Origin of the sequence: Streptomyces sp. NPDC001787 (assembly GCF_040297465.1) — a bacterium.
In the GTDB taxonomy this organism is placed as follows: Bacteria; Actinomycetota; Actinomycetes; order Streptomycetales; family Streptomycetaceae; genus Streptomyces.
This window is the reverse complement of sequence record NZ_JBEOZE010000006.1, coordinates 252,724-278,438: the sequence shown is the minus strand read 5'-3', so window position 1 is coordinate 278,438 and position 25,715 is coordinate 252,724. Positions and strand designations below refer to the sequence as shown.

The following is a 25,715-nucleotide window of genomic DNA, read 5'->3' as shown; positions in this document are numbered from 1 at the left end:
GTTCAACCCCTGTTCCTCGTCGTGCCCAGTTCTGAGGGTTCCGGGATCAATGGACCATATGGGGCGGCTCGCCGCACGCCTGAGAAGCGCTCAGTCCCCCAGGACCACGGTGCGCTGGGCGGAGAAGTCGCCCCACTTGCCGTCCGGAAGCTTGGCGCGCAGCTTCAGCGAGTACCGGGTACCCGGCGGATCGGTGAGCGTCAGCCGGTAGGTGGCACGGCCCTTGGGCGGGGTTCCGCCCCAGACGATGGTGGTGGTCATCCTCCCGTTGAGATACAGCTCGTACGCGGGGATCTCACCGCCCGTCCGGGGCTGGTCCCAGGACAGGTCGACGACGAACACCTTCCCCTCGGCCGAGGTGGTGGTGCGAAGACCGGTGGGGGCGGTGCTCGCGGGGGCGCCGGGGGCGGAGTCGGTGGTGAGGTCGAAGGCGTTGCTGTCCGGCGAGGACTTGTCGGAGGCGTCCCGGGCCCGGACGGTGAAGGTGTAGACGGTGCCGGGGCGCAGTCCGGTGAGCCGCGCGGTGGTGGCGGTGCCCGGGACGCTGTGGATCCGGGAGTCCTCCTGGTAGATGTCGTACGAGGTGACGCCGACGTCATCCGTGGAGCCGCCCCAGGTCAGGGTGGCTCCACGGCCGCCGTCGGCGGTGCCGCGCAGCTTCACCGGGGCGGTGGGCGCCCGGTCGTCCTCGGGCGGGGTGGCCTGGGTGGTGACGGGTACGGCGGGGCTCGGCTCCGAGAGGTTCCCGGCGGCGTCCCGGGCCCGGACGGTGAAGGTGTAGGCGGTGGAGGCGGTCAGCCCGTCGACATCGATCATCCGCTTGGCCGCCGGGACGGACTTCACCTTCCTGCCCTCGCGGTAGATCTCGTAGCCGGTGATCGCCTTGTTGTCGGAGGCGGGCTCCCACATGACGTGCACCGATGTGGAGCTGCTGGCCTGGGCGGTCACGCCGTGGGGGGTGGTCGGACTCTGGGTGTCCGCTTCGGCGGAACCGCCGCACGCGGTGAGTGTGGCGAGGAGCAGGGCGGCGGAGCAGGCCAACGCGGCAGGTGCGTGGGGGCGTTGCACGGTCTTGCCTTCCATCCGGACAGCAATGGTCCAGACCTGTATGCCATGGTGCGGGGGTCGCCGACAAGAGGGCGGAGAGGAACGTTCCGCAATGTGCCGGTGTGCACCCGGCAGGGGTGACCGGCCGGCCGGCGATGAGTTTTCCGGACCCGGACGGTCAGAACTGTATGAACCCACACGGCGCACCCGCCCCTGCCCTCGATCTGGAACCGGCCGCCCGGCGGATGGCCGCGCTGCTCGGCTCCGTCGACGACCACCGGCTGACCGCCCCCACCCCCTGCCCGGGACAGCCCTTACGCCGTGCGGGAGCTGCTCGCCCATGTGGTCGGGCTGACGACGTCCTTCCGTGACGCGGCACGCAAGGACCTCGGACCGGCGTCGGACGTCATCCCCGGTTCGGTGCCCCTGGTGCTCGGCGACGACTGGCGCGAGGTCCTGCCCCCGCTGCTCGACGAGTTGGCGGCGGCGTGGCGGGCACCCGCCGCCTGGGAGGGCATGACCCGGGCAGGCGGGGTGGATCTGCCCGCCCCGGTGGCCGCGGCGGTCGTGCTCAACGAGCTGGTCGTCCACGGCTGGGACCTGGCCCGGTCGACCGGGCAGCCGTACCGGGCGGACGAGGCGAATCTGCGCTCCTGCGAGGCGCTCCCGGCGCCCGCCGAGGACCGCTCGGGCGACGACGCGATCTTCGGCCCGCCGGTCCCCGTCCCGGCCGGCGCCCCGCTCGTGGACCGGGTCATCGCCCTCGGCGGCCGTCGCCCGGACCGGCAGCCGGAGGACTGACCTCAGCCGGCGCTCGCGGCTCCCCCGCCCAGCGCACCCACCGCGGCACGGGCCCGCACACGCGCCCGCTCGTCGACGAGTACGGCGGTGCCGTGCACACCGGACACCTCCAGTCTGAGGTCCTGTCCGGCCAGCCGGACGAGCCGGCCACGGACGTCCTCGGTCCCCGCCTCCGGGCCGAGGGCGATCAGGGCCTCCAGTGCCTCGACCGGGGCGGTTCCGGACTCCGCCGCGTCCAGCAGCAGCCCGGCCGTCCTGCCCGCGTCGAGCCGGCCGGGGGCGAGGGCGAGCAGGGCGAGCACCGCACCCGGCACCTGCGCCGGATCCGTCAGCAGCGCCTCCAGCGCGGGGACGAGCGGTCCGTCCGCCGGGACCGTGCCGAGTCCGGCGGCGACCCTCGTCGCCTGGACGAACGCCCAGCGGGTCCAGGTCATCTCGGTGTCGGAGAGCACCCCGGTCAGCACCGGAACGGCTTCCGCCGGGTCGCCGGTGATGCGGTGCAGGGCCGCGGCGATCTCGATGTCCGCCTGCATCTCGGGGATGCTGCGGTGTGCGCCGGGGGCGTTGAACGCGGCCCGCAGCGCGGGCACGAGCCCCGCCGCTGCCGGTCCCAGCTCCGCGGCGGCGGCAGCCGCCTCGCGTATCCCGTTGCGGTCGTCCGCCAGCCGGGCGGCGACGGCGGCCAGCAGCAAAGTGCCGTCCCCGGTCAGGGCGTACAGGGCCCGCGCGGCCTCGAAGCGGTCCTCCGCCGGACCGGACCGGGCCGCCGTGCGCAGCAGTTCGCCCACGGCTCCCCGTTGTCCGGGCGGGCAGACCGCGGCCAGCACCTTGGGCACCAGCCGCGGGAACCGGGGCAGCGCGGCGCACAGTTCGGGCACGGCGTCGGCCGCGTCGGCACCCCAGGACTCCAGCAGGGCCGCCACCCGGAACGGGCTGTTGCCGCCGGGTCGCAGCGTGGTGAGCCACTGCCGGAGCGCCGCGAGCAGTACGGAGTCGTACGGCAGGGCCGGTGCCGCCGCGAAGTGCCCGCCGCATGCCGCGTCGAGGGCGCGCGGACGCTGGGCCGGATTCCGGGCGAGGAGCGGGGCGGCCCGCTCCGGAGCCACGGCGACCAGCACTTCGAGCGCGCCGTCGGCCGCGTCCCCCTCCCCCTCCGCGAGGCGGGCCAGCGTGTCGGCCGCGGGCGCGGCGAGTGCGCCGAGCGGCTTCAGGGCCTGCCGTACGGACGGGACGTCCGCGCCGCGGGGGCCGGTGGCCAGGGCGAGCAGGGGCGCGGCCAGCCGCTGTGGCGCGCCGCGGGAGAGCCGGCAGGCGGACTCGGCCGCCCGCACCGCTTCCTCGCACGCCTCGGGTGAAGCGCTGCTCAGTGCGGCGTCGAGCAGGGTGAACGCCGCGTCGCGGTCCTCGTCGGTGTCGCGGAGCAGCAGGGCGTCGGTGACATGGAGCAGGGGCTCGGCGCGGTACTGGTCGACCCGGCCGGTCATGAGGCCCTCGGCCGGGAGCAGCGACAGCATCGCCCCGTGGTGACTCCGGCCCCAGGGCAGTCCGGTGTCCACACAGGCCAGCAGGGCCGTGATCCGCAACTCCGCCGGGTGGTCCGGGCCGATCGCCTCCGTCGCCGCGGACGCCGTGCCCGCCGGGTCCAGCTGCGCCAGGGCCGACAGCAGTTCGGCGCGCACGAGCGGGACCTTCTCGACGGCGGCCCGCTCGCGGAGCACCGGCAGCACCCTCGCGGCCGCCCCGGTCATCGCGGCGGCCCAGACGGCGCACTGCCGCACTTCGGCGTCATCGGAGCCGACCGAGGCGAGCAGCAGGGGCAGTTGGCCGACGACGGCCCGACGGCACGCGGCCTCGTCGCTCTCCCCCGGCCCCTCGCCCTCCCCCGCCTCCGCGGTCGTGGCCGCCCCGTCGTTCCGGCCGTCGCCGTCGCCTTCGCCGTCGAATTCCGCACCGCCCTCCGCGATTCCGCCGAGCAGGGCCAGCAGGTCGGCCGTACGTATGCCCAGGGCGGCCAGCCGGGCCAGGAACGGCACCGCCTGTGCGGACGCCTCGTACACCGAGCCCTGGTGGAGAATGCTCGCGTAGAGGTCACCGAGCGCTTCGTCCGCCGCCTCCTCGTCGTCCCCGGCGAGCGCCCGCAGGCAGTCCGGCACATCGGCGGCGCTGCCGTAGGCGTGTTCGTAGTCGGCCCAGGGCCGTGCGTCGAGTTCGGCGAAGAACGGTGCGAGATCCATGCCGAAGATCTTGGCAGCGAGGACTGACAACGCCGCCGGACACGTGGCCCGGCGGCGTGGAGGACGAGCGGCGGCCGGCCCGGTCAGCTGGTGAAGAACTCGGTGATCTGCTGCGCGACCTGATCGGCCCGGGTCTCGTGCACCCGGTGGCCACCGGGAACCGTGATCAGCCGGCAGTCGGGGATCAGGGACGCCATGTCGGGCAGCCGGTCCTGCGGCATGCCGCTCTCCGGGCCGCCCGAGATGAGCAGCGTCGGCGCGACGATCTCGCCGAGGCCCTCCGCCCACCGCGGGTCGGGGTCGGCCAGCTGGGCCCGGACGGCGGGCACGGCGTTCCCGTCGTAGTCCACGGGCCCCTCGGGCCGCCCCGCCGGTCCCGGTTCCCCGGGCCATGGCGCGGGGGTCTCCACCAGTACGAGGCGCTCCACCCGGTCCGAGTGCTCCTCGGCCAGCAGCTGGGCGACGACTCCGCCCATGCCGTGACCGGCCAGGCCGACCCGGTCGAGCTCCAGTTCGTCCAGGAAGCCGAGCACATCGTCGCGCATCAGGTCCAGGCCGTACTCGTCCGGCCAGTCGCTCTCCCCGTGCCCGCGCAGGTCGAGGGCGAACACCCGCCACTCCTCACCGAGCAGGCTTCCGGCCGCCTCCCAGTTCGCGGCGGAGCCGCCGAGACCGTGCAGCAGGACGACCGGGGAACCGTACTGGTCACCCCAGGCCCGGTACGCCAGCCGCACATCGCCGACATCCACAACAGACTGATCTTCCATGCCCCTGACGCTACAGGCCGGGCGACCCTCCGGCTCCCGGCCCCGTCCCCGCCCGGTGGAGCGCAGTCGTCCACCGGCCCCGCACCGCGCGTCCCCCGCGCGAGGCGGGGCCGTTCCGTCTCCGGACCGCGGCGGGACCACCGCCCTCAACTCACTTGTGCCGAAGGGGTGTACGGCACACCTACCACCCTGATAGTAAAGCTTCCTAACAGAACTCCGGCACGGCGAACTCCCCTGGAGGACAGGTGCACAACCCCCAAGACGGCACCGTACGTCGCACCACCCGGCTCATCCGCCCCGTCGGCATCGCCGCCGTGACGCTCGGGCTGGCTCTCACGGCGATCCCCCTCGCCGCCCACGCCGACGACGCCCCCTCCCGCCCTTCGGCGGACCGGCCCGCGCGGGCCGCACAGCCGCTCAGGGCCGCCGCGAGCGGGCTGGACGATCCGGCGAAGAAGGAGATCGCCATGCAGCTGGTCTCCAGCGCGGAGAACTCCTCGCTGGACTGGAAGTCGCAGTACAAGTACATCGAGGACATCGACGACGACCGCGGCTACACGGCGGGCATCATCGGCTTCTGCTCCGGCACCGGTGACATGCTCGACCTGGTCGAGCTGTACACCGACCGCAAGCCGGGCAATGTCCTGGCGAAGTACCTGCCCGCGCTGCGCGAGGTCGACGGCACCCCCTCGCACGAGGGTCTCGACCCGAACTTCACCAAGGACTGGGTGAAGGCCGCGTCCGACTCGGCGTTCAAGCAGGCCCAGAACGACGAGCGCGACCGGGTCTACTTCAACCCGGCGGTCAAGCAGGGCAAGGCCGACGGTCTCGGCACGCTCGGCCAGTTCACCTACTACGACGCCATCGTGATGCATGGCGACGGCGGCGACAGCACCAGCTTCAGTTCCATCCGCAAGCGCGCGCTGGCCAAGGCCAAGCCGCCGTCGCAGGGCGGCAACGAGACGACGTACCTCAACGCCTTCCTCGACGCCCGCGTCTGGGCGATGGAGCAGGAGGAGGCCCACTCGGACACCAGCCGGGTCGACACCGCCCAGCGGGTGTTCCTGAAGAAGGGGAACCTCAACCTCGACCCGCCGCTCGACTGGAAGGTGTACGGGGACAGCTTCCACATCGGCTGACCCGGCCACCGCACCGCCGGCACCACTCTCACGGCCCCGCATCTCGGCGGACCTGACGAGCACCCACCCGTCCACGCCTGTGGCGCGTACGAGCGGCCCCCGTGCGGACCGCCGTACGCGCCACAGCGCCGTACGGGCCGCTCAGTGGACGCCCGCACCGGCCGCGGCGGGGACCGCACGGTCCCCGTTCGCGGTCTCCTCCTCCGGCCCCTCGGGGGTGCGCCCCAGGTGGTTGAAGGCCAGGTTGAGCAGGATCGCCACGACACAGCCGGTGGAGATGCCCGAGTCCAGGACGACGAGCAGGTCCTCGGGGAACGCGTGGTAGAACCGCGGCGCGGCGATGGGTATCAGGCCGATCCCCACGGCGGCGGCCACGATCAGCGCGTTCTCGCCCTTCTCCAGTGCGGCGGTGGCCAGCGTCTGGATGCCGCTCGCCGCGACCGAACCGAACAGCACGATGCCCGCACCGCCGAGCACCGGCAGGGGCACCAGTGCGATGACGGACGCGGCGACCGGGACCAGGCCGAGCACGATCAGGATGCCGCCGCCCGCGGCAACGACGAATCGGCTGCGGACCCCGGTCATCGCGACCAGCCCGATGTTCTGGGCGAAGGCACTGCACATGAAGCCGTTGAACAGCGGGCTGATGGCACTGCCCAGGGTGTCGGCCCGCAGCCCGCCCTCGATGGTCCGCTCGTCGGCCGGGCGCCCGACGATCTTGCCGAGGGCCAGCATGTCCGCGGTGGACTCGGTCATGCAGACCAGCATGACGATGCACATGGAGATGATCGCCGCGAGCTCGAACTGCGGGCCGCCGAAGTGGAACGGCGTCGGGAAGCCCACCAGTCCGGCGTCCTGGACGGCGCCGAAGTCGGTGATGCCGACGGGTATCGCGATCAGCGTCCCGATGACCAGGCCGAGCAGGATCGCGATCTGCTGGAGGAAGCCGCGCAGCAGTCTGCGCAGGGCCAGCACGATCACGAGGGTGCCGGCGGCCATGATGATGTTGGTCATCGAGCCGTAGTCGCCGGCCGCTGCGTTCCCGCCCTGGGACCAGTTGAAGGCCACCGGCAGCAGCGAGACCCCGATCAGGGTGATCACGGTCCCGGTGACGACCGGCGGGAAGAAGCGGACCAGCTTCCCGAAGTACGGGGCGAGTACGAATCCGAGAAGGCTGGCGACGATGATCGCGCCGAAGATCACGGCGATCCCGTCGTGCCCGCGGTCCTTGCCGATCGCCACCATCGGGGTCACTCCGGCGAAGGAGACCCCGTTGACGAACGGCAGCCGGGCGCCGATGCGCCAGAAGCCGAGGGTCTGCAGAAGGGTGGCTATGCCCGCGGTGAACAGGCTCGCCCCCATCAAGAAGGCGGTCTCCTTGGCGGTGAGACCCACGGCGGGCCCCACGATCATGGGCGGGGCCACCACTCCGGCGTACATGGCGGCCACGTGCTGGAGCCCGCTGGTGAACATCTTCAGCGGGGGAAGTGTCTCGTCGACCGGGTGCTTATGGTCGGTTCCTGCGACTGCGTCGTTGCGAAACCTGGGCTTAGCGGCCACGGCGGTTCCTCCGGTCGGGTACACGTCGTCGGCGACGTGGGTGTCAGGGAGGTGGAGCGAAGCGGTGCGGTGGTGCGGCTCTCGGCAGGTCGTGCGGAACCACTGCTGTTCCTTCTTCCAACAGCGGCTGCCGCTCCCGCAGTTGATGGTGAGTCACTGAGGGTGCGGGTGCCCATGGTTGTGCGGCGGGGGTGCGCCGCGCGCTCTCGCGGGCAGCGTTCGTCACCGGTCCGCGGGGCGCGCGTTCGGGCGCGCCCCGCGGACCGGCTTGCCGTGGACCCCGCTCGGGTCCGCGGCGGCCGGACGTGGGCCGTCCCCCTCGTCCGGCCGGTCGGGGGGCCGCGGAGCGTCAGGCTCCGGCGGCGATCCGCGCGAGGCGGCGGGCCTCGTCGCGGGTGGCGCGGGCGATCACGTCCTCGTCCACCGTGATCAGGTGGTTCCCCTCGACGACGGGCTTGCCGTCGATGAGGGAGAGGGTGACGGGGGCCGCGGCACCGAGGACGAGCGCGGTCACCGGGTCGGCGATGGAGGCGTGGGCCAGGGTGTCCAGCTTCCAGAGCACCAGGTCGGCGAGCTTCCCGGCCTCCAGCGAACCGATCTGGCCGGCCCGTCCGAGGACCTGGGCACCGCCGTACGTGGCCAGGCGCAGCGCCTGACGGGCGTTCAGGGCCTTCTCGCGGTGGGCGCCGAGGCGGTTGATCAGCAGGGCGTTGCGCAGCTCGGTGTGGAGTTCGCCGGACTCGTTGGAGGCGGTGCCGTCGACGCCGAGGCCGACCGGGACGCCCGCGGCGAGCATGTCGGGGACCCTGGCGATACCGGCGGCGAGGCGGGCGTTGGAGGACGGGCAGTGGGCGACGCCCGTTCCCGTACGGGCGAAGGCGGCGATGTCGGAGTCGTTCATGTGGACGCAGTGCGCCATCCACACATCGTCGCCGAGCCAGCCGGTCGACTCGAAGTAGTCGGTCGGCCCCATCCCGAACAGTTCTTTGCAGAACCGCTCCTCCTCGACCGTCTCGGAGCCGTGGGTGTGCAGCCGGACGCCGCGACGGCGGGCCAGCTCGGCCCCCTGCCGCATCAGTTCGGTGGAGACGGAGAACGGCGAGCAGGGGGCGACGGCGATCCGGGTCATCGAGCCGAACGAGGCGTCGTGGTGTGCGTCGATGGCCGCCTCGGTCCCGGCGAGCGCGCCCTCCAGCGTCTCGACGGCGAAGTCCGGCGGCAGACCGCCGTCCTTCTCGCTGCGGTCCATGGAGCCCCGGGCGAGGGTGAAGCGCACGCCCATGTCGCGGGCGGCTCCGATGATGGCACCGGAGAGGTCACCGGAGCCCTCGGGGTGGACGTAGTGGTGGTCCATCGCGGTGGTGACACCGCCGCGGGCCATCATCGCCAGGGAGCCCTGGGCGGCGGCGCGGACCATCGGCTCGTCGATGCGCGCCCAGGTCGGGTACAGCGCGACCAGCCAGTCGAAGAGGTTGTGGTCCGTCGCCAGACCGCGGGTGATCCACTGGTAGAAGTGGTGGTGGGTGTTGACCAGGCCGGGAGTCGCGAGGTGTCCGGTGCCGTCGACCCGGCGTACGACGCCGGTCAGGCCCTCCGGTGCCCTGCCCGCGCCGACGGACTCGATGCGGTTGCCCGCCACGACGACATGCCCCGATGCGTACTCGGTGTCGTGGGCGTCGACGGTCGCGATCGAGCAGTTCTCGATGACGATGCGCTGAGGGTCTGCCGAAGCTGCCATGGTGCTTCCTTCTTCTCTCATCGGCGATGTGGGCACGGCAGGACCCCAGGAGGATTTGAGTGCCACAGCGTTGCGGCTGTGGGTGCCGAGATGGTGGAGGAACAGGGTGTGGCGCCGCTGTTGATCAGTGGCGGAGTGACGAGGCCCGCGTGCACGGCGGCGCCGTGCCGGAGCACGGCGGGGGCGGGCCGCGAGGGCGGAGGTCTCTCGCCCACCGGGTGAACTTCCGTACCGGCAGCGGCCGGTGGAGCGGAACACGGGCCTTTCGCCGGACCCGTCGCGGGCTGTGCCATGGGGGTTCCCTCCGGGAGGGCCGGCCCCCGCCCGGCTGTGGGCGGACGGGGCCGGCTCAGTTCCGCGTCAGAGGTTGGTCATGTCGACCGGGATCTGCGGCTCGACGCCGTCCCGGAGCACGGTGGCCTCGATCAGGCCGTACGGCCGGTCCGCCGCGAAGTAGACCTCGTTGTCGTTCTTGAGGCCGAACGGCTCCAGGTCCACCAGGAAGTGGTGCTTGTTGGGCAGCGAGAAGCGGATCTCGTCGATCTCGCTGCGGCTGTTGATGATGCGCGAACCCATCTGGTACAGGGTCTGCTGGAGCGAGAGCGAGTACGTCTCGGCGAAGGCGTGGAGCATGTGCTTGCGCGCCTGCTCGTAGGACTTCTCCCAGTTCGGCATCCGCTGCTCGTCGCTGGTCCAGCCGTACCGCCACTTGGCGGACACCTCGGTCGCGAGGATGCGGTCGTGCGCCTCCTTGAGCGTCGTGTACCGGTCCTTCACGTAGCCCCAGAACTCGGAGTTGGTCGAGTTCATCACGGTGAGGTCCTTGAGCCCCGAGATGATCTGCCAGTTCGAGCCGTCGTAGGTGATCTGGGTGGTGCGGGTCTCCTGCCCCTTGCGGACGAAGGAGTGCTTGACCTCGTCGGCGCCGATGAACCTGGAGTTGGCGTCGGAGGTCGCTATGCGCTCCCAGGAGTACTCCTCGATCCTGATCCGGGCGACCTCGATCGGCTCCTGCGAGGTGAGGAAGTGCCGGGCGAGATGGATGCCGAACTGTTCGGCGGACTCTATGCCGTACTTCTTGGCGAACGCGTACACCGTGTTCTTCGTGGTGTCGGTCGGCAGGACATGGGCGTTGGAGCCGGAGTAGTGCACATCGTCCATGTCGCCGGAGAGCGCGACCGAGACGTTCAGGTCCTTGATGTGGTGGGTGTCGCCGTCCCGCGTGATCCTGACGACGCGGTTCTCCGCTTTGCCGTACTGGTTCTGGCCGAGAATCGTGGGCATGTCTGCTAGCTCCCTCGGTAAACGGAGTAGCCGAACGGGTTGAGCAGCAGCGGTACGTGATAGTGCTCGCCCGGCTCGACGGCGAACGCGATCGCCACTTCCGGGAAGAACGCACCGCTGTCCCTTACGCGGGGGGCGTCCTGCTGCGCCTCGGCTTGCTTCTGGGAAAAGTACGACCCGGTGTCGAGGACGAGCCGTACATGGGTGGTGCCCTCCGGCAGTGCCGGCAGGTCCTTGCAGCGCCCGTCCGCATCGGTCGCGGACGCGCCGAGCGTCACATACTCCGCTCCGGCGCCGCCGCGGGCGGCGAGGGAGACGGTGACGGCCCCGGCGGGGCGGCCGATGCTGGTGTCCAGCACATGCGTGGACACCGATGCGGTGGTGTCGGTGCTCAAGACCGTTGCTCCTTGTTCTCAAGAGACCTGTACGAGGTTGCTCTCAGGAGTCCTGTACGAGGCGGGTCAGCCGGATGCGGTTGATCTTGCCCAGTTCGGTGCGCACGATCTCGCGCTCCCGCTCGGGAGAGTTCCCGGTCCGGGTCTTCAGCGCGTCGCGCATCCGCTCACCGGTGGCGCCGGTGGCGCAGATCAGGAAGACATGTCCGAAGCGCTCCTGGTAGGCCAGGTTCAGTTCGAGCATCTCGGTCTTGAGCTCCTCGGAGGCACCGGCCATCCCCCGCTGTTCACGGGAGGAGACCGGGTCCCCGGGCTTCGGGCGGCCGATCGGCGGGTGGCCGGCCATCGCCTCGGCCAGATCCGCCGCGGTGAGATGGGCCGTGGTGGCGTCGCTCGCGGCGAGAAGGGCGTCGGCCGTGGCGTACGGGCGCCGGGAGAGGATGGCCCTCCCCCAGGCCGCACTGGCACAGACCTCGTGCAGTGCGGCGATGGCCACGTTGTCCGCCAGGGTGTTGAACCGGGCGAGGCCCGGTGTGGAGCTCGAAGTCACGGGAGCCTCCGTGGCTGTTTTCCGCTGTGCGTCGTACGGGCTGCGGATAGCTAACGCCCTCGGCAACATCACGTCAACACTTTGTTGAAATCTCGCGGACGAGGAAAGCCGCCGTCCCGGCATGCGGACGGCGGCTTTCCTCGATGTTCGCTCAACTACTCACCCTTGGCGGCATTTTCCCTATTCAAGTAGTTGTAGACGGTGAAGCGGCTGACCCCCAGAGCACCCGCCACGGTCTCCACTCCATGCCGTACGGAGAAGGCGCCGCGCGCCTCCAGGGCCCGGACGACGGACTGCTTCGTCCGGCGGTCCAGCTCGGCGAGCGGCATCCCGTGCCGTCGTTCCATCGCGGCGAGAATGCGGTCCAGCGAGTCGGAGAGCTGCGGCAGCCGTACGGCGACGACGTCCTCCCCCTCCCACGCGAGCACCACATCGTCCGCCTGCGCCAGCTCGGGGCCCAGCAGTTCGGCGCCCATGGCGTCGACGAGCGGCTTCACCGCGGCGACCAGGGGGTGGTCCACCGCGTCCAGGTGCTGATCCGCCGATCCGGTCACCGCGCTTCCTCCCCGATCACGTTGACCTGGAGCGAGACCCGGGTGGCGCCGGAGGCCAGGGCCTCGCGCAGCAGGGAGCCCACGGCGGTGAGCACCTCGTCCGCGCGCCCTTCCGCCGTGTTGCCGAACGGGCCGACGTCCACCGCGTCGAGTTCGGCCGACTGGATGACCTCGCGGGCCACCACCGCGTGGGCGGGTGCCTCGTCGAGATCGAAGGGCTCGGTGGTGAATTCCACCCTCAAGCGCACGGTGCCTCCCTGATGTCCTTGCCGGTAGCCGCCGCGGAGGCGGGCCTCCGCGGTTCGGCCACGACCTTAACCCGCTGGTGACGGGCGGCGGGCGGTCGCGGGCCCGCTCTCAGAGCGGCAGCACGCAGACCGCCACCGGGGCGCTCACCGGTTCACCCGCGGGGCTCAGCGCGCCGTCGGCCCGGTCCACCCGGAAGACGGTGACGGTGGACGAGCGCTGGTTGGCGGCGAAGAGCAGGGCACCGTCCGGGGAGAAGGCGATCTGGCGGGGGAAGTCGCCGCGGACCGGCACGGTGTCCAGCAGCCGGAGCGCCGCGCCGTCCCGCTCGACCGCGTAACGGGTGAGGCTGTTGTGCCCCCGGTTGGCCAGATAGGCGAAGGCGCCGTCGGCGGTCACGAGCAGCTGGGCGGGGTAGCTGGTACCGGGGCCGGTTCCGGTGGACTGGCCGGCTCCGGGCGTCAGGGTGCCGGTGGCGGGGTCGTACCCGCAGACGACGGTGGTGTTGTCCAGCTCGCAGGCCAGGTAGGCGAAGCGCCCGCCGGGGTGGAAGGTGATATGCCGCGGTCCCGCCCCCGGCTCCAGCGCCGCGCGGGAGACTTCGGCCAGGGTCCCGGCGGCCGTGTCCAGCCGGTAGGTGTACACGGTGTCGTTGCCCAGATCGACGGCGAGGACATGGCCGCCGTCGGGCGAGGTGAGGATCTGGTGGGCGCGCGGCCCGTCCTGGCCCGGTCCGGGCGGCGGTGAGGTGTGTGCGACGAGGTCCGTGCGTTCACCCAGCGAGCCGTCGTCGGCGATGGGGTGCACCGCGACACTGCCCGAGGTGTAATTCGCGCTGAGCAGCCACTTTCCCGTGGGGTGCACGGACAGATGGGTGGGACCGGCGCCGCCGGTGCCGCGGGTGCCGAGCACCCGGTGGGACCCGTCCGGCGCCAGGGCGATCGCCGTCACACCGCCCTGCCGCTGCTCGTCGACGGCGTAGACGGTGGCGCCGGACGGGTGCGCGGCGAGGTACGAGGGGTTGTCGACGCCACTGATCACGGGACCCGTGGTGAGGGCCCCGGTGGTGGTGTCGTACGTGGCGGTGCCGATCCCGGTGCCACCGCCCGGGTCCGAGGTGTACGTACCGAGGAGGAGCGGCCGGGTGGCGCGCGGGGCGGCCGGCGGTACGGCCGCGGGCAGGGAACCGGTCGCCGCGGCGGGGGCGGCGGACAGGGCGGCACCCGCCAGCAGGGCTCCGAGAAGGCTGCGACGGGTGGTGGCGGTGTGATTCATGCGAGGCACCTCATGTGGGGGGGGCGGTTGCTTCGGATGCGCAGCCACCCTGGCCCGGTCCGGGGCCCGTCAGCAAGGGGACCCTCCGGGCCGCCGCCCCGCGCGCCACGTCCGCCGGATTTCGGGCACCCCCTTGACAGCCCCATCACCCGCCGGGCAATCTTCCGTTACGCAGAAACTAACTTCCGCAATACGGAAGGAGCGCCGAACCCCTCATGGGATACCCGGACCAGCGCTTCGATGTGAACCTCTCGATCCTCTTCACGGAAGTCCCGCTCCTGGAGCGCCCCGCGGCAGCCGCCGCGGCGGGCTTCACCGCGGTCGAGCTGTGGTGGCCCTGGACCGAGACCCCCACCCCGCCACAGGCGGAGCTCGACGCGCTCAAGCAGGCGCTCGACGACGCCGGCACCCGGCTGGTGGGGCTGAACCTCTACGCCGGACAGCTGCCCGGCCCCGACCGCGGCGCACTCTCCGTGCCCGGCCCGGAGTCGGACCGCTTCCGCGCCAACATCGAGGTGGCGGCGGCGTTCGCGGCCTCGGTCGGCTGCAAGGCCCTCAACGCGCTGTACGGCAACCGGGTCAACGGCGTGGACCCGACCGTGCAGGACCAACTCGCCCTGGAGAACCTGGTGGTGGCCGCACGGGCCGCCGACCGGATCGGGGCGGTCCTGCTGATCGAGACCCTCAACGCGGCGGAGTCGCCGCGCTATCCACTGGTGAGCGCGCCGGCCGGGATCGCGATCGTCGACAGGGTCAACGCGGCGACGGGCCTGGGGAACGCGAAGTTCCTGATGGACCTCTACCACCTGTCGATGAACGGCGAGGACCTGAGCCAGGTGATCAAGGCGTACGCCGCGAAGACCGGCCACGTCCAGATCGCCGACAACCCGGGACGCGGCGCGCCGGGCACCGGCTCGCTGCCGCTGGAGCGGCTCCTGGACGAGCTGGCCGGGGCCGGCTACGCGGGACGGGTCGGCCTGGAGTACAAGCCGGGCGACCGGCCGAGCGCCGAGTCCTTCGCGTGGCTCCCCCGGTAGGGGACGCCGAACCCCCTCACGTACACCCGTTTTCCAGGAAGGCACCCTCATGAGCAACAACCTCCCCAAGGTTGCGTGGATCGGGCTCGGCATCATGGGCTCCCCCATGTCCGAGAACCTGATCAGGGCCGGTTACGACGTCACCGGGTACACCCTGGAGCAGGACAAGATCGACCGTCTGGTCGCGGCCGGCGGCAAGGGCGCCTCCTCGATCGCCGGCGCGGTCGCGGACGCCGATGTCATCGTCACGATGGTGCCCGCCTCCCCGCAGGTCGAGGCCATCGCGTACGGCCCCGAGGGCATCCTGGAGAACGCCCGGCGCGGCGCGCTGCTGATCGACATGTCCTCGATCACCCCGCAGACCTCCGTGGACCTCGCCGGCCACGCCCGGGACAAGGGCATCCGCGTACTGGACGCCCCGGTGTCCGGCGGCGAGGCCGGCGCCGTCGAGGCCGTACTGTCGATCATGGTGGGCGGCGAGCGGGCGGACTTCGACGCGGCCGGGCCGCTGCTCGAAGCGCTCGGCAGGACGATCGTCCTCTGCGGCCCGCACGGCTCCGGCCAGACGGTGAAGGCCGCCAACCAGCTGATCGTCGCGGTCAACATCCAGGCGTGCGCCGAGGCCGTGGTCTTCCTGGAGAAGTCCGGGGTCGACCTCGCCGCCGCGCTCGACGTCCTCAACGGAGGACTGGCCGGTTCGACCGTGCTGACCCGCAAGAAGGACAACTTCCTCAAGCGCGACTTCGCGCCGGGTTTCCGGATCGATCTGCACCACAAGGACATGGGCATCGTCACGGACGCCGCCCGCGAGGTCGGCGCCGCGCTGCCCGTCGGCACCGTCGTGGCCCAACTGGTCGCCTCCCTGCGCGCGCAGGGGGACGGCGGGCTGGACCACTCGGCCCTGCTGCGCTCCGTCGAGCGCCTCTCCGGCACGCGGGTCTGACCCCCGGCCCCGCCCGGGGCCCCTGAACTCCGGGCCGCGGTGGCGCTGACACCTGTCCTGTCGCGCCCAGGCGCCACCGCGGTCCGGACCCATCTCCCCGATTTCAACAAACTGTTGACGCACCGTTCCCGGCGAACCTACGCTCCCCAAGCCGTCAGCAGCTCCGTACGGAAGGTCATCCCGACATATGGCTAAGCGTGTGCTCACGACCGAGTCAGGCGCCCCGGTCGCCGACAACCAGAACTCCGCCACCGCCGGCGTCGGTGGACCGATCCTCCTCCAGGACCAGCACCTCCTGGAGAAGCTCGCCCGCTTCAACCGTGAGCGCATCCCGGAGCGCGTGGTGCACGCCCGCGGTTCCGGCGCCTACGGATACTTCGAGGTGACCGACGACGTCACCGGCTTCACCCGCGCCGCCTTCCTCTCCGAAGTGGGCCGCCGCACCGAGACGTTCATACGGTTCTCCACGGTGGCCGACTCCCTGGGCGGCGCCGACGCCGTCCGGGACCCGCGCGGCTTCGCCCTCAAGTTCTATACGGAGGAGGGCAATTACGACCTGGTCGGCAACAACACCCCGGTGTTCTTCATCAAGGACCCGGTCAAGTTCCCCGACTTCATCCACTCGCAGAAGCGCGACCCGTTCACCGGCAGGCAGGAGCCGGACAACGTCTGGGACTTCTGGGCGCACGCCCCCGAGGCCACGCACCAGGTCACCTGGCTGATGGGCGACCGCGGCATCCCCGCCTCGTACCGCCATATGAACGGCTACGGCTCGCACACCTACCAGTGGACGAACGCCCAGGGCGAAGCCTTCTTCGTCAAGTACCACTTCAAGACGAACCAGGGAGTGCGCTCCCTCTCCACCGACCAGGCCGCCGAACTGGCCGGCAAGGACCCCGGCTCGCACCAGACGGACCTGCTCCAGGCCATCGAACGCGGCGTCAACCCGTCCTGGACGCTGTACGTGCAGATCATGCCTGCCGCCGAGGCCGCCGGATACCGCTTCAACCCGTTCGATGTGACCAAGGTCTGGCCGCACAGCGACCACCCGCTCCAGCGGGTGGGCCGGCTCGTCCTGGACCGCAACCCGGACAACGTCTTCGCCGAGGTCGAGCAGGCCGCGTTCTCCCCGAACAACTTCGTGCCCGGCATCGGCCCCTCCCCCGACAAGATGCTCCAGGGCCGGCTGTTCGCCTACGCGGACGCGCACCGCTACCGGCTGGGCGTCAACCACACCCAGCTCCCGGTCAACGCCCCCAGGGCCGCCACCGCGGACAACTACGGCCGCGACGGTCTGATGGCCACCCGCAACGGCTCGCGCCACGACAAGAACTACGAGCCCAACTCGTACGACGGTCCCGCGCAGACCGGAGCGGCGCTCGCCGCCCCGCTCGCCGTCCACGGCTGGACCGGCACCCATGAGGCGCCCGCCCACACCAAGGACGACGACTTCTTCCAGGCGGGCGAGCTGTTCCGGCTGATGTCCGAGGACGAGAAGGGCCGGCTGGTCGCCAACATCGCCGGGGGCCTCTCTCAGGTCACCCGCGACGATGTGATCGAGAAGAACCTCGCCCACTTCCGTGCCGCCGACGCCGACTACGGCCGGCGCGTGGAGGAGGCGGTCCGCGCCCTGCGCGAGGACTGAGCCTCCGCTCCCGGGCCCTGCCCGCGCCGCGCACCCGGATGAGGGGTCCGCGCGGCGCGGGCAGGCCGGGGCCGCGGCGGCCGAGCGACGCCAGTGCGGTGGTGACGGGGCCGGACGCCGCCCTCCGACCTGAAGGAGGCGGCCGTCGCGGACCCATCGCCGGCGCCGCGGTCCCGTTGCGCCCGCTCCGCACCGTTCCCCATCTGTCCGCGCGAGGGCGCGGAGTACGGGTGTCCTCCGTACTCCGCGCCCTTACGCCGTTCCCCGCACCGGACGGGTGCCCCGCCTGCGGCGGAAAGGCCCCTTCCCCCCGGGAGAGCGGAGGAAGGGGCCGGGTGCGGCTCCGGATCAGGACACCGCGAGGGGGCGGATCGCGGTGGGCGCGTGGGCCGGCTCCGTCGCGACGTCCTCGAACTCGTTGACCGAGGCGATGTCGGTGCCGCTCATCGCGATGTTCGTGACGCGCTCCAGGATCGCCTCGACGACCACCGGCACCCGGAACTCCGCGGCGAGCTTCTTCGCCTCCTCGAAGGCCGGCAGCAGCCGGTCCGGCTCGGTGACCCGGATCGCCTTGCAGCCGAGGCCCTCGACGACCTTGACGTGGTCGACGCCGTAGACCCCGAGCTCCGGCGAGTTGAGGTTCTCGAACTCCAGGCTGACCTGGAAGTCGATGTCGAAGTTGCGCTGCGCCTGGCGGATGAGCCCCAGGTAGGAGTTGTTGACCAGGACGTGGACGTACGGGATGCGGTGCTGCGCGCCCACGGCCAGTTCCTCCAGCATGAACTGGAAGTCGTAGTCACCGGAGAGCGCGACCACCGAGCCGTCCGGGTCCGCGGTGGCCACACCCAGCGCCGCCGGGATCGTCCAGCCGAGCGGGCCCGCCTGGCCGCAGTTGATCCAGTGGCGCGGCTTGAAGACGTGCAGCATCTGCGCGCCGGCGATCTGGGAGAGCCCGATGGTGGTGACGTAGCGGGTCTCGGGCCCGAACGCCCGGTTCATCTCCTCGTACACGCGCTGCGGTTTGAGCGGCACGTCGTCGAAGTGGGTCCGGCGCTGGAGCGTGGCCTTGCGCTCCTGCGTGGAGGCGGCCCAGGCCGAGCGGTCCTTGAGCCGGCCCGCCGCCCTCAGTTCGTGTGCCACCTCGACGAAGAGCTTCAACGCGGCCCCGGCGTCGGAGGCGATGCCGAGATCGGGGGCGAAGATCCTGCCGAGCTGGGTGGGCTCGATGTCGACGTGGACGAACGTACGGCCCCGGGTGTAGACGTCCAGCCTGCCGGTGTGGCGGTTGGCCCAGCGGTTGCCGATGCCGAGGACGAAGTCGGACTCCAGGAAGTTCGCGTTGCCGTAGCGGTGCGAGGTCTGCAGGCCCACCATGCCGGCGTTCAGCTCGTGGTCGTCGGCGAGGATGCCCCAGCCCATCAGGGTGGGGACGACCGGGACGCCGGTCAGCTCGGCGAACTCCACCAGCAGCGCGGAGGCGTCGGCGTTGATGATGCCGCCGCCCGCGACGAGCAGCGGTCGCTCGGAGGCGTTCATCATCTCGACGGCCCGCTCGATCTGCCTGCGGGACGCGGCGGGCCTGTGGACCGGCAGGGGCTCGTACAGGTCGGGGTCGAACTCGATCTCGGTGAGCTGCACATCGATCGGCAGGTCGATGAGGACCGGGCCGGGCCGGCCGGTGCGCATCAGATGGAAGGCCTGCTGGAAGACACCGGGGACCTGGGCGGCCTCCAGCACCGTGGTCGCGGCCTTGGTGACCGGCCCGGCGATGGACGCGATGTCGACGGCCTGGAAGTCCTCCTTGTGCAGGACCGCGGTCGGGGCCTGGCCGGTGATGCAGAGGATCGGGACGGAGTCGGCGATGGCGGAGTACAGACCGGTGATCATGTCCGTGCCCGCCGGGCCCGACGTACCGATGCAGACGCCGATGTTCCCCGCCCCGGCGCGGGTGTACCCCTCCGCCATGTGGGACGCGCCCTCGACGTGCCGGGCCAGGGTGTGGTGAACCCCGCCGGATGCCTTGAGGGCCGCGTAGAACGGGTTGATCGCCGCACCCGGCACACCGAACGCGTTACGGACACCTTCGCGCTTGAGGATCTCAACTGCCGCTCGGGCAGCGGTCATACGAGGCATTGAGTGCTCCTGCTCGGGCTTGGTGGAGTCGGGCTCTGTCGCGCCACCTGAGAGCACCAATTCCGCATTACGGAAGTTTGGTTCTGCTATACGGAAGTAATCTAAAACGAGGCTCCCGTGCCGTCAAGGCAGCGCACCATCGGGGCGCGCGCCGTCGGGGCGGTGCGCCGTCGCCGGGCCGCGTGAAGTCGGGCGATTCCCTCCCCAGGGCCTCGCTCTTGGTAGACGATGGGCGGGACGAGGGCACGGCGCGGCGGACGCGGCGGCAGGCGTGCCGCCGAAGCCGCGCAACGCGGGCGCCCGGCAGGCCCGCGCCGGAGGGAGACGATCGTGGAGTCCGTGCAGCTGCGGTGCCCGGCCTGCGGACGCGGCCACGCGTACACCGCACCGGCCTACCCCTGTCCGTGCGGCACCCCCGTCGTGCCGCCGCTGCTGCGGGACGCGCCGGTCGAGCCGGTCACGCACCGCACCTGGGACGACGACTGGGTGACGGCGCGCTGCGCCGACTGCGGACGCCTGGACCAGTGGCCGCAGCCGGAACTGTGCTGCCCGTGCGGGGCCGTTCTGCGGGTTCCGGTGCGCCCGGTGACCACGGAGGTGGAGCCGAAGACGCCCGACGCACCCGGGTCCGGCGTCACCGCACCCGACGCCGGGACCGGCCCCGCCCATATCCCGCTGCCGCGCACGGCCGCCCATCCGCGCCCGTCGTTCCGGCCGCTGACGATCCGTACCGGCCGGGACGCGGTGAGCGCCGCCGCCCGGTATCTGCAGTGGCTGGGCTACCACGACATCGTCCAGCCCGAGAAGCGGCCCGCGTCCCGGATCGACCTGCGGGCCGCCGGAGTCGTCGCCCAGGTCGACGCCGGCGACCGGCCGACCGGCCTGCGCGATGTCGAGTGCCTCTGGCTGAACGCCCTGAGCGCCTCGGTGGCGGGCGTGTTCTTCTCCCTGGCCGGCTACACGCAGGACGCCAGGTCACGCGCGGACACCCTGGGCGTACCGCTCTTCCTCATGGATCCCACCGGGACGCCGCAGCCGGTGAACAGCCCGGCGGACGAGCTGATCAGCACCGGGGCCTGAGTCCGGTATCCACCACCGGCGACCGAGGCCGCTCGTCATACTGGACGCATGCGTATCCGCCTCGCCAGAGGTTCCGACCTCCCCCTGCTCCAGGACATCGAACGTGCCGCGGGCGAATCCTTCCGCACCCTCGGCATGGCGTCCATCGCCGATGACGACCCGCCGCCGCTCGACGTCCTGGACGGATACCGCCGCGCCGGCCGCTGCTGGGTCGCCACCGACGCCCTCCCGGCGGCCGGCGGCCGTCCGGCCGGGTATCTGATCGCCGATCCCGTCGACGGCGCGTTCCACATCGAACAGGTCTCGGTCGATCCGTCGGCCGCCCGCCGGGGCGTCGGCCGCGCGCTCATCGGGCATCTCGCCTCCTGGGCGGCCGAGCGGCGGCCGACCGCCCTCACCCTGACCACGTTCACCGACGTCCCGTGGAACGCCCCGTACTACACGCGCATCGGTTTCCGGACACTCGGGGAGAGCGAACTCACCGACGGCCTGCGCAAGATCAGGGCGGAGGAGGCGGAACACGGCCTGGACCGCTGGCCACGGGTCTGTATGCGCCGCGAACCCTGAGCCGCGCCGGACCGGTTCAGGACTTCGGGGCACGGCGATGATGTCGCTGTCAGTGGCGGCAAGTAAGCTCAGCGCATGGTCTTAACTCCTCGGCGCCCGATACCGTCCACCCCCGCCCGACCGGCGTCCCCGTCCGCTTCCGCGTCCGCGCCCTGCTCCGGGCCGCCGTCCGCGCCCGCTGCCGGGCTCCTGCCCGCGCCCGCGTCCGCCGACGCGGCGAACGAGGCCATTCGCGCGCTCGTCGACGCGCGAGCGGGTCAGGAGTGGTCGCCCGTGGAGTCCGCGAAGTACGAGATCCTGCTGATCGAGTGGGCGGCGGCGACCCGGACCGGCGGCCCCGACGTCATCGAGGCCGCCTGATCCACCGGTCCGCCCGTGCGCCCCCGTGAGGGGACGGCACTCAGCGGCCGTAGGTCTCGCGCAGTTCGATCTTCCGCACCTTCCCGCTGACCGTCATCGGGAAGGAGTCCAGGATCCTGAGCGCGCGCGGGATCTTGTAGTGCGCCAACTGCTCGCGGCAGTACGCGTCCACCTCCTTGAGCGTCGGCGGATCAGCCGGGTCGCGGGGGATGACGCAGGCCAGGATCTCCTCGCCGTACCGCTCGTCCGGCACCCCCACCACCTGGACGTCGGCGATCTTCGGATGACCGTAGAGAAACTCCTCGATCTCCCGCGGATACACGTTCTCGCCGCCCCGGATGATCATGTCCTTGATCCGGCCGACGATCTGGACATAGCCGTCCTCGCGCATCACCGCGAGGTCCCCGGTGTGCATCCAGCGGCCCGCGTCGATCACCTCGGCCGTCCGGTCGGGCTGTTCCCAGTAGCCGAGCATCACGCTGTAGCCCCGGGTGCACAGCTCACCCGCCTCACCGCGCGGCAGGGTCACCCCGCTCACCGGGTCGACCACCTTGACCTCGATGTGCGGCAGCACCCGCCCGACCGTGCCGGTGCGGCGCTCCAGATCGTCGTCGCGGCGGGTCTGGGTGGAGACCGGGGACGTCTCCGTCATCCCGTAGCAGATGGACACCTCGTCCATGTGCATCTCGGCGACGACCCGCTTCATCACCTCGACCGGGCAGGGGGACCCGGCCATGATCCCGGTGCGCAGCGAGGAGAGGTCGTACGAGGCGAAGCCGGGCAGGTTCAGCTCGGCGATGAACATCGTGGGGACGCCGTAGAGCGAGGTGCAGCGCTCCTGCTGGACCGCCCTGAGGACCGCGGCGGCTTCGAAGGAGGGGCCCGGGATCACGATGCAGGCGCCGTGCGAGGTGATGCCGAGATTGCCCATCACCATGCCGAAGCAGTGGTAGAAGGGCACCGGCAGACAGACCCGGTCCTGTTCGGTGTAGGCGATCTGCTCCCCGACGAAGTACCCGTTGTTGAGGATGTTGTGGTGGGAGAGCGTCGCGCCCTTCGGGAAGCCGGTCGTGCCCGAGGTGTACTGGATGTTGATCGGGTCGTCGCAGGACAACTCCGCTTCCCGAGCGGCGAGCTGACCGGAGGACACGGACCGCGCGGCGGACACGAGCGCGTCCCAGGAGGGATCGCCGATGTAGTGGACGGCGCGCAGGGCCGGGCAGTTGCCGCGCACCTGGCCGACGAGCGCGCGGTAGTCGCTGGAGCGGTGGGCGAGCGAGGCGACGAGCAGGGAGATGCCGGCCTGGTTGAGGACGAACTCCAGCTCGTGCGCCCGGTAGGCGGGGTTGATGTTGACCATGACGGCGCCGATGCGGGCCGTCGCGTACTGCACGAGCACCCATTCCGGGCAGTTGACGGCCCAGATCCCGACCCGGTCGCCCTTGGCCACTCCGGATGCCATCAGGGCGCGGGCCAGCTCCTCGACGTCGGCGCCGAATTCGGCGTACGTCCAGCGCCGGCCGGACTCCATGTCGACCAGCGCCTCGCGCGTGCCGTGCGTCTCGATCGCCCGGTCGAGGTTGCGGCCGATGGTGTCGCCGAGCAGGGCGGTGGTGCCGGTGCCGTGCGCGTAGGACGGTTCGTTCATCGCAGGTCCCCCTCGTCGAATTCGGTGCCCGTGCCACGGGCGGTGCGCTCGCGCAGTTCGATGCGGCGGATCTTGCCCGAGACGGTCTTCGGCAGCTCGGCGAACTCCAGCCGGCGGATGCGCTTGTACGGGGCGAGCACCGACCTGGAGTGGTCGAACAGCACCTTGGCCGTGTCCGGGCCGGGCTCCCAGCCCTCGGCCAGCACGATGTACGCCTTCGGCACGGCGAGCCTGACCGGGTCCGGCGCGGGTACGACGGCGGCCTCGGCGACCGCCTCGTGCTCCAGCAGCGCGCTCTCCAGCTCGAACGGCGAGATCTTGTAGTCGGACGCCTTGAACACGTCGTCGGCGCGGCCGATGTAGGTGATGTAGCCGTCCTCGTCCCGGGCACCGATGTCACCGGTGCGGTAGTAGCCGCCCGCCATGGCCTCGGCGGTACGGTCCGGGTCGCCGTGGTAGCCGGTCATCAGGCCGACGGGGTGGGTGGAGAGGTCGAGGGAGATCTCGCCCTCGGCGGCGCCGGGCTCACCGCTGACGGGGTCGAGGAGTTCCACCGTGAAGCCGGGGCTGGGCCGCCCCATGGACCCGGACTTCAGGAGCTGGCCGGGGGTGTTGGCGACCTGGACGGCGGTCTCGGTCTGGCCGAAGCCGTCCCGGATGGTGACGCCCCATTCACGCCGCACCGTCTCGATGACCTCGGGGTTGAGCGGTTCGCCGGCCGCCACGACCTCGCGCGGCGGCGTCTTCAGCTGGGAGAGGTCGGCCTGGATCAGCATCCGCCACACGGTGGGCGGCGCGCAGAAGCTGGTGACGGCCGAACGGTCCATCTCCGCCATCAGCCGGGCCGCGTCGAAGCGGGTGTAGTTGAAGATGAAGACGGTGGCCTCGGCGCTCCACGGGGCGAAGAGGTTCGACCAGGCGTGCTTGGCCCAGCCGGGCGAGGAGATGTTCAGATGCACGTCGCCGGGCTTGAGGCCGATCCAGTACATCGTCGACAAGTGCCCGACGGGGTAGGAGACATGGGTGTGCTCGACCAGCTTGGGACGGGCGGTCGTGCCGGAGGTGAAATAGAGCATCAACGGTTCGTCGGCGTCGGTCTCCCGGTCCGCCGTGAAGGTCGTGGGCAGGTCGTCGGCTCCCGCGTACGACAGCCATCCCTCGACGCCCGCCTCCGTGCCGCTCCCGCCCCCGGCGTCGTCCCCGGCCGCGCCGCCGACGGCGATCCGGGTGTAGTCACCGGGCACCTCGTCGAACTTCGCCGTGTCCGCCGCCCGCACGAGCACATGGCGGACCCGTCCGCGCTCGACGCGGTCGCACAGGTCGACGGGGCCCAGCAGCGGGGTGGCGGGGATGACGACGGCGCGCAGCTTCATCGCGGCCAGCGCCGTCTCCCACAGCTCGACCTGGTTGCCGAGCATGACGAGGATGCGGTCGCCCTCCCGCACGCCCTGGGCCCGGAGCCAGTTCGCGGCCTGGTTGGAGCGGGCGGACATCCGGGCGAAGGACACCTCGGTGCGCCGGCCGTCCTCCTCCACGATGTGCAGGGCGGTGCGGTCGTTGTTCTCGGCGATGGCGTCGAACCAGTCGAGCGCCCAGTTGAAGTGATCGGACCGGGGCCAGCGGAACCCCTCGTACGCCTTCGCGTAGTCCTCACGGTGTTCCAGCAGGAAGTCCCGGGCGGCCCGGAACGTCTCCGTCGCACTGGTTGCCGACATGTGCCCTCCTCATTGCGGACCGGACCGGTCGCTTAACATCATGTAAACAGTGACCCAGGTCTCACCACCCCCGGACGGGGGTGGTACGAACAGGGCGGAGAGACGTCAACGTGCCCGAATCGGTCGATACGGTCGAGATGCAGGCCGCGCTGCTGCGGCTGCGGCGCTCCAGCGGGCTTCCGGTGGCCTTCGGAGGGCTGCTGTCCGACGCGCGCCACGCCCGCATCATCGAGCTGAACGGGGCGCAGACCAGCGCGCTGCGGGGGCTGGTCATCTCGGCCGGCAGCGGGCTCGGCGGCAAGTCGATCGCCTTGTCGCGGCCGTGCGCGGTGACGGACTACGCCTCCTCGCGCCACATCAGCCACGAGTACGACACGGCCGTCGCGGCCGAGGGCCTGCGTTCGGTCGTGGCGGTGCCGGTCGTGGTGCGCCGGAAGGTGCGGGGCCTGCTGTACGGGGCGCTGCGGGAGCCGGTCACGCTGGGGGACCGTACGTTCGACGCGGCGGTGGCGGCGGCCCGCGATGTGGAGCAGGCGCTCGCGGTACGGGACGAGGTGCAGCAGCTCCTGGCGGCCACCCGGGAGCAGGTGACCGATCCGCGCACGGGCCCGGGGGCCTGGGAGAACGTCCGCGAGGCGCACCGCGAGCTGCGTGCGCTGGCCCCGAAGATCGGGGACCCGGTGCTGCGGGAGGAGCTGCTCACGGTGTGCGGGCGCCTGGCCTCGGCGTCCGGGGCACGGGTCCCGGCGGCCCGGACGGTGCAGCTGGCGCCGCGCGAGGTGGACGTCATCGCCTGTGTGGCGGCCGGAGCGACGAACGCGGCGGCGGCGAAGCGGCTGGGGCTGCGGCCGGAGACCGTGAAGGGATATCTGCGTTCCGCGATGCGCAAGCTCGGGGCGCACACCCGGCTCGAAGCGGTGGTGGCGGCGCGCCGGGCGGGGCTGCTGCCCTGAGCGCGCCCCGCCGGTGGTCCGTGCGGCCCGGCGGGGCTCGTCAG

At 71.6% G+C, this 25,715-nt stretch carries 22 protein-coding genes and 1 pseudogene; 9 read left to right on the top strand and 14 right to left on the bottom strand.

The features are described from left to right. Positions 1–90: 90 nt before the first annotated feature. Positions 91–1,083, bottom strand: a complete 993-nt coding sequence (locus ABT170_RS11505) for a fibronectin type III domain-containing protein (protein ID WP_351866108.1) — start codon at positions 1,081–1,083, stop codon at positions 91–93. 152 nt (positions 1,084–1,235) lie between these two features. On the opposite strand from ABT170_RS11505, the pseudogene ABT170_RS11500 reads away from it, so the two are divergent. Then, positions 1,236–1,848 (top strand): annotated as a pseudogene (locus tag ABT170_RS11500) (TIGR03086 family metal-binding protein). A 2-nt stretch (positions 1,849–1,850) separates the two neighbouring features. Here ABT170_RS11500 and ABT170_RS11495 read toward each other — a convergent pair. Both ABT170_RS11495 and ABT170_RS11490 read right to left on the bottom strand, forming a co-directional pair. Next, positions 1,851–4,082: a hypothetical protein gene (locus ABT170_RS11495; RefSeq protein WP_351866106.1), complete on the bottom strand. Its 2,232-nt coding sequence runs from the start codon at positions 4,080–4,082 to the stop codon at positions 1,851–1,853. A gap of 83 nt (positions 4,083–4,165) precedes the next feature. Continuing rightward, positions 4,166–4,849: an alpha/beta fold hydrolase gene (locus tag ABT170_RS11490; RefSeq protein WP_329942699.1), complete on the bottom strand. Its 684-nt coding sequence runs from the start codon at positions 4,847–4,849 to the stop codon at positions 4,166–4,168. Positions 4,850–5,094: 245 nt separating this feature from the next. Here ABT170_RS11490 and ABT170_RS11485 point away from each other — a divergent pair, with 245 nt between their 5' ends. After that, a complete protein-coding gene (locus ABT170_RS11485) occupies positions 5,095–5,988 on the top strand; it encodes a chitosanase (RefSeq protein ID WP_329942698.1) in 894 nt (297 codons plus the stop codon). Positions 5,989–6,129: 141 nt separating this feature from the next. Here the strand turns inward: ABT170_RS11485 and ABT170_RS11480 are convergent, their stop codons facing one another. From ABT170_RS11480 to ABT170_RS11440, 8 genes are all read right to left on the bottom strand, one after another. Next, positions 6,130–7,548, bottom strand: coding sequence for a nucleobase:cation symporter-2 family protein (locus ABT170_RS11480; protein WP_329942697.1), 1,419 nt, complete (start codon positions 7,546–7,548; stop codon positions 6,130–6,132). 349 nt (positions 7,549–7,897) lie between these two features. Then, positions 7,898–9,286 carry an 8-oxoguanine deaminase gene (locus ABT170_RS11475; RefSeq protein ID WP_329942696.1) on the bottom strand — a complete coding sequence of 463 codons (1,389 nt, stop codon included), beginning with the start codon at positions 9,284–9,286 and terminating at the stop codon, positions 7,898–7,900. Between the two features lie 360 nt (positions 9,287–9,646). Continuing rightward, positions 9,647–10,570 (bottom strand): factor-independent urate hydroxylase, encoded by a 924-nt coding sequence (gene pucL, locus ABT170_RS11465; RefSeq protein ID WP_329942695.1) that lies wholly within the window; start codon positions 10,568–10,570, stop codon positions 9,647–9,649. A gap of 5 nt (positions 10,571–10,575) precedes the next feature. Next, positions 10,576–10,965 carry a hydroxyisourate hydrolase gene (gene uraH, locus ABT170_RS11460; protein WP_329942694.1) on the bottom strand — a complete coding sequence of 130 codons (390 nt, stop codon included), beginning with the start codon at positions 10,963–10,965 and terminating at the stop codon, positions 10,576–10,578. Between the two features lie 43 nt (positions 10,966–11,008). After that, positions 11,009–11,515, bottom strand: coding sequence for a 2-oxo-4-hydroxy-4-carboxy-5-ureidoimidazoline decarboxylase (gene uraD, locus ABT170_RS11455; RefSeq protein WP_351866100.1), 507 nt, complete (start codon positions 11,513–11,515; stop codon positions 11,009–11,011). Between the two features lie 155 nt (positions 11,516–11,670). Then, positions 11,671–12,069 (bottom strand): helix-turn-helix domain-containing protein, encoded by a 399-nt coding sequence (locus ABT170_RS11450; protein WP_443034279.1) that lies wholly within the window; start codon positions 12,067–12,069, stop codon positions 11,671–11,673. Continuing rightward, positions 12,066–12,305 carry a thiamine-binding protein gene (locus ABT170_RS11445; protein ID WP_329942755.1) on the bottom strand — a complete coding sequence of 80 codons (240 nt, stop codon included), beginning with the start codon at positions 12,303–12,305 and terminating at the stop codon, positions 12,066–12,068. Before ABT170_RS11445 ends, ABT170_RS11450 begins: the two co-directional genes overlap by 4 nt. Before the next feature lie 121 nt (positions 12,306–12,426). Beyond that, positions 12,427–13,590 carry a lactonase family protein gene (locus tag ABT170_RS11440; RefSeq protein WP_351866097.1) on the bottom strand — a complete coding sequence of 388 codons (1,164 nt, stop codon included), beginning with the start codon at positions 13,588–13,590 and terminating at the stop codon, positions 12,427–12,429. Between the two features lie 215 nt (positions 13,591–13,805). Between ABT170_RS11440 and ABT170_RS11435 the strand changes: the two genes are divergently transcribed. From ABT170_RS11435 to ABT170_RS11425, 3 genes are all read left to right on the top strand, one after another. Next, positions 13,806–14,627: a TIM barrel protein gene (locus ABT170_RS11435; RefSeq protein WP_351866095.1), complete on the top strand. Its 822-nt coding sequence runs from the start codon at positions 13,806–13,808 to the stop codon at positions 14,625–14,627. 49 nt (positions 14,628–14,676) lie between these two features. Then, positions 14,677–15,570, top strand: a complete 894-nt coding sequence (locus tag ABT170_RS11430; protein ID WP_329942690.1) for a 2-hydroxy-3-oxopropionate reductase — start codon at positions 14,677–14,679, stop codon at positions 15,568–15,570. Positions 15,571–15,757: 187 nt separating this feature from the next. Then, positions 15,758–17,215 (top strand): catalase, encoded by a 1,458-nt coding sequence (locus tag ABT170_RS11425; RefSeq protein WP_329942689.1) that lies wholly within the window; start codon positions 15,758–15,760, stop codon positions 17,213–17,215. A gap of 348 nt (positions 17,216–17,563) precedes the next feature. Here the strand turns inward: ABT170_RS11425 and gcl are convergent, their stop codons facing one another. Then, complete coding sequence (gcl, locus tag ABT170_RS11420) at positions 17,564–19,348, bottom strand: glyoxylate carboligase (RefSeq protein ID WP_329942687.1); 1,785 nt, start codon at positions 19,346–19,348, stop codon at positions 17,564–17,566. A gap of 330 nt (positions 19,349–19,678) precedes the next feature. Here gcl and ABT170_RS11415 point away from each other — a divergent pair, with 330 nt between their 5' ends. The 3 genes from ABT170_RS11415 to ABT170_RS11405 all read left to right on the top strand — a co-directional run bounded on the left by ABT170_RS11415 (position 19,679) and on the right by ABT170_RS11405 (position 21,355). Then, positions 19,679–20,428: a hypothetical protein gene (locus ABT170_RS11415; protein ID WP_329942686.1), complete on the top strand. Its 750-nt coding sequence runs from the start codon at positions 19,679–19,681 to the stop codon at positions 20,426–20,428. Positions 20,429–20,476: 48 nt separating this feature from the next. Further along, entirely contained in the window at positions 20,477–20,995 is a 519-nt protein-coding gene (locus ABT170_RS11410) for a GNAT family N-acetyltransferase (RefSeq protein WP_329942685.1), read from the top strand. A 75-nt stretch (positions 20,996–21,070) separates the two neighbouring features. Next, positions 21,071–21,355, top strand: coding sequence for a hypothetical protein (locus ABT170_RS11405; protein WP_329942758.1), 285 nt, complete (start codon positions 21,071–21,073; stop codon positions 21,353–21,355). Positions 21,356–21,395: 40 nt separating this feature from the next. Here the strand turns inward: ABT170_RS11405 and ABT170_RS11400 are convergent, their stop codons facing one another. Both ABT170_RS11400 and ABT170_RS11395 read right to left on the bottom strand, forming a co-directional pair. Next, positions 21,396–23,003 carry an AMP-binding protein gene (locus ABT170_RS11400; protein WP_329942684.1) on the bottom strand — a complete coding sequence of 536 codons (1,608 nt, stop codon included), beginning with the start codon at positions 23,001–23,003 and terminating at the stop codon, positions 21,396–21,398. Further along, positions 23,000–24,718 (bottom strand): AMP-binding protein, encoded by a 1,719-nt coding sequence (locus tag ABT170_RS11395; protein ID WP_351866088.1) that lies wholly within the window; start codon positions 24,716–24,718, stop codon positions 23,000–23,002. The genes ABT170_RS11400 and ABT170_RS11395 overlap by 4 nt, the downstream gene beginning before the upstream one ends. A gap of 110 nt (positions 24,719–24,828) precedes the next feature. On the opposite strand from ABT170_RS11395, the gene ABT170_RS11390 reads away from it, so the two are divergent. Next, a complete protein-coding gene (locus ABT170_RS11390; RefSeq protein WP_329942682.1) occupies positions 24,829–25,671 on the top strand; it encodes a response regulator transcription factor in 843 nt (280 codons plus the stop codon). Positions 25,672–25,715 lie beyond the last annotated feature (44 nt).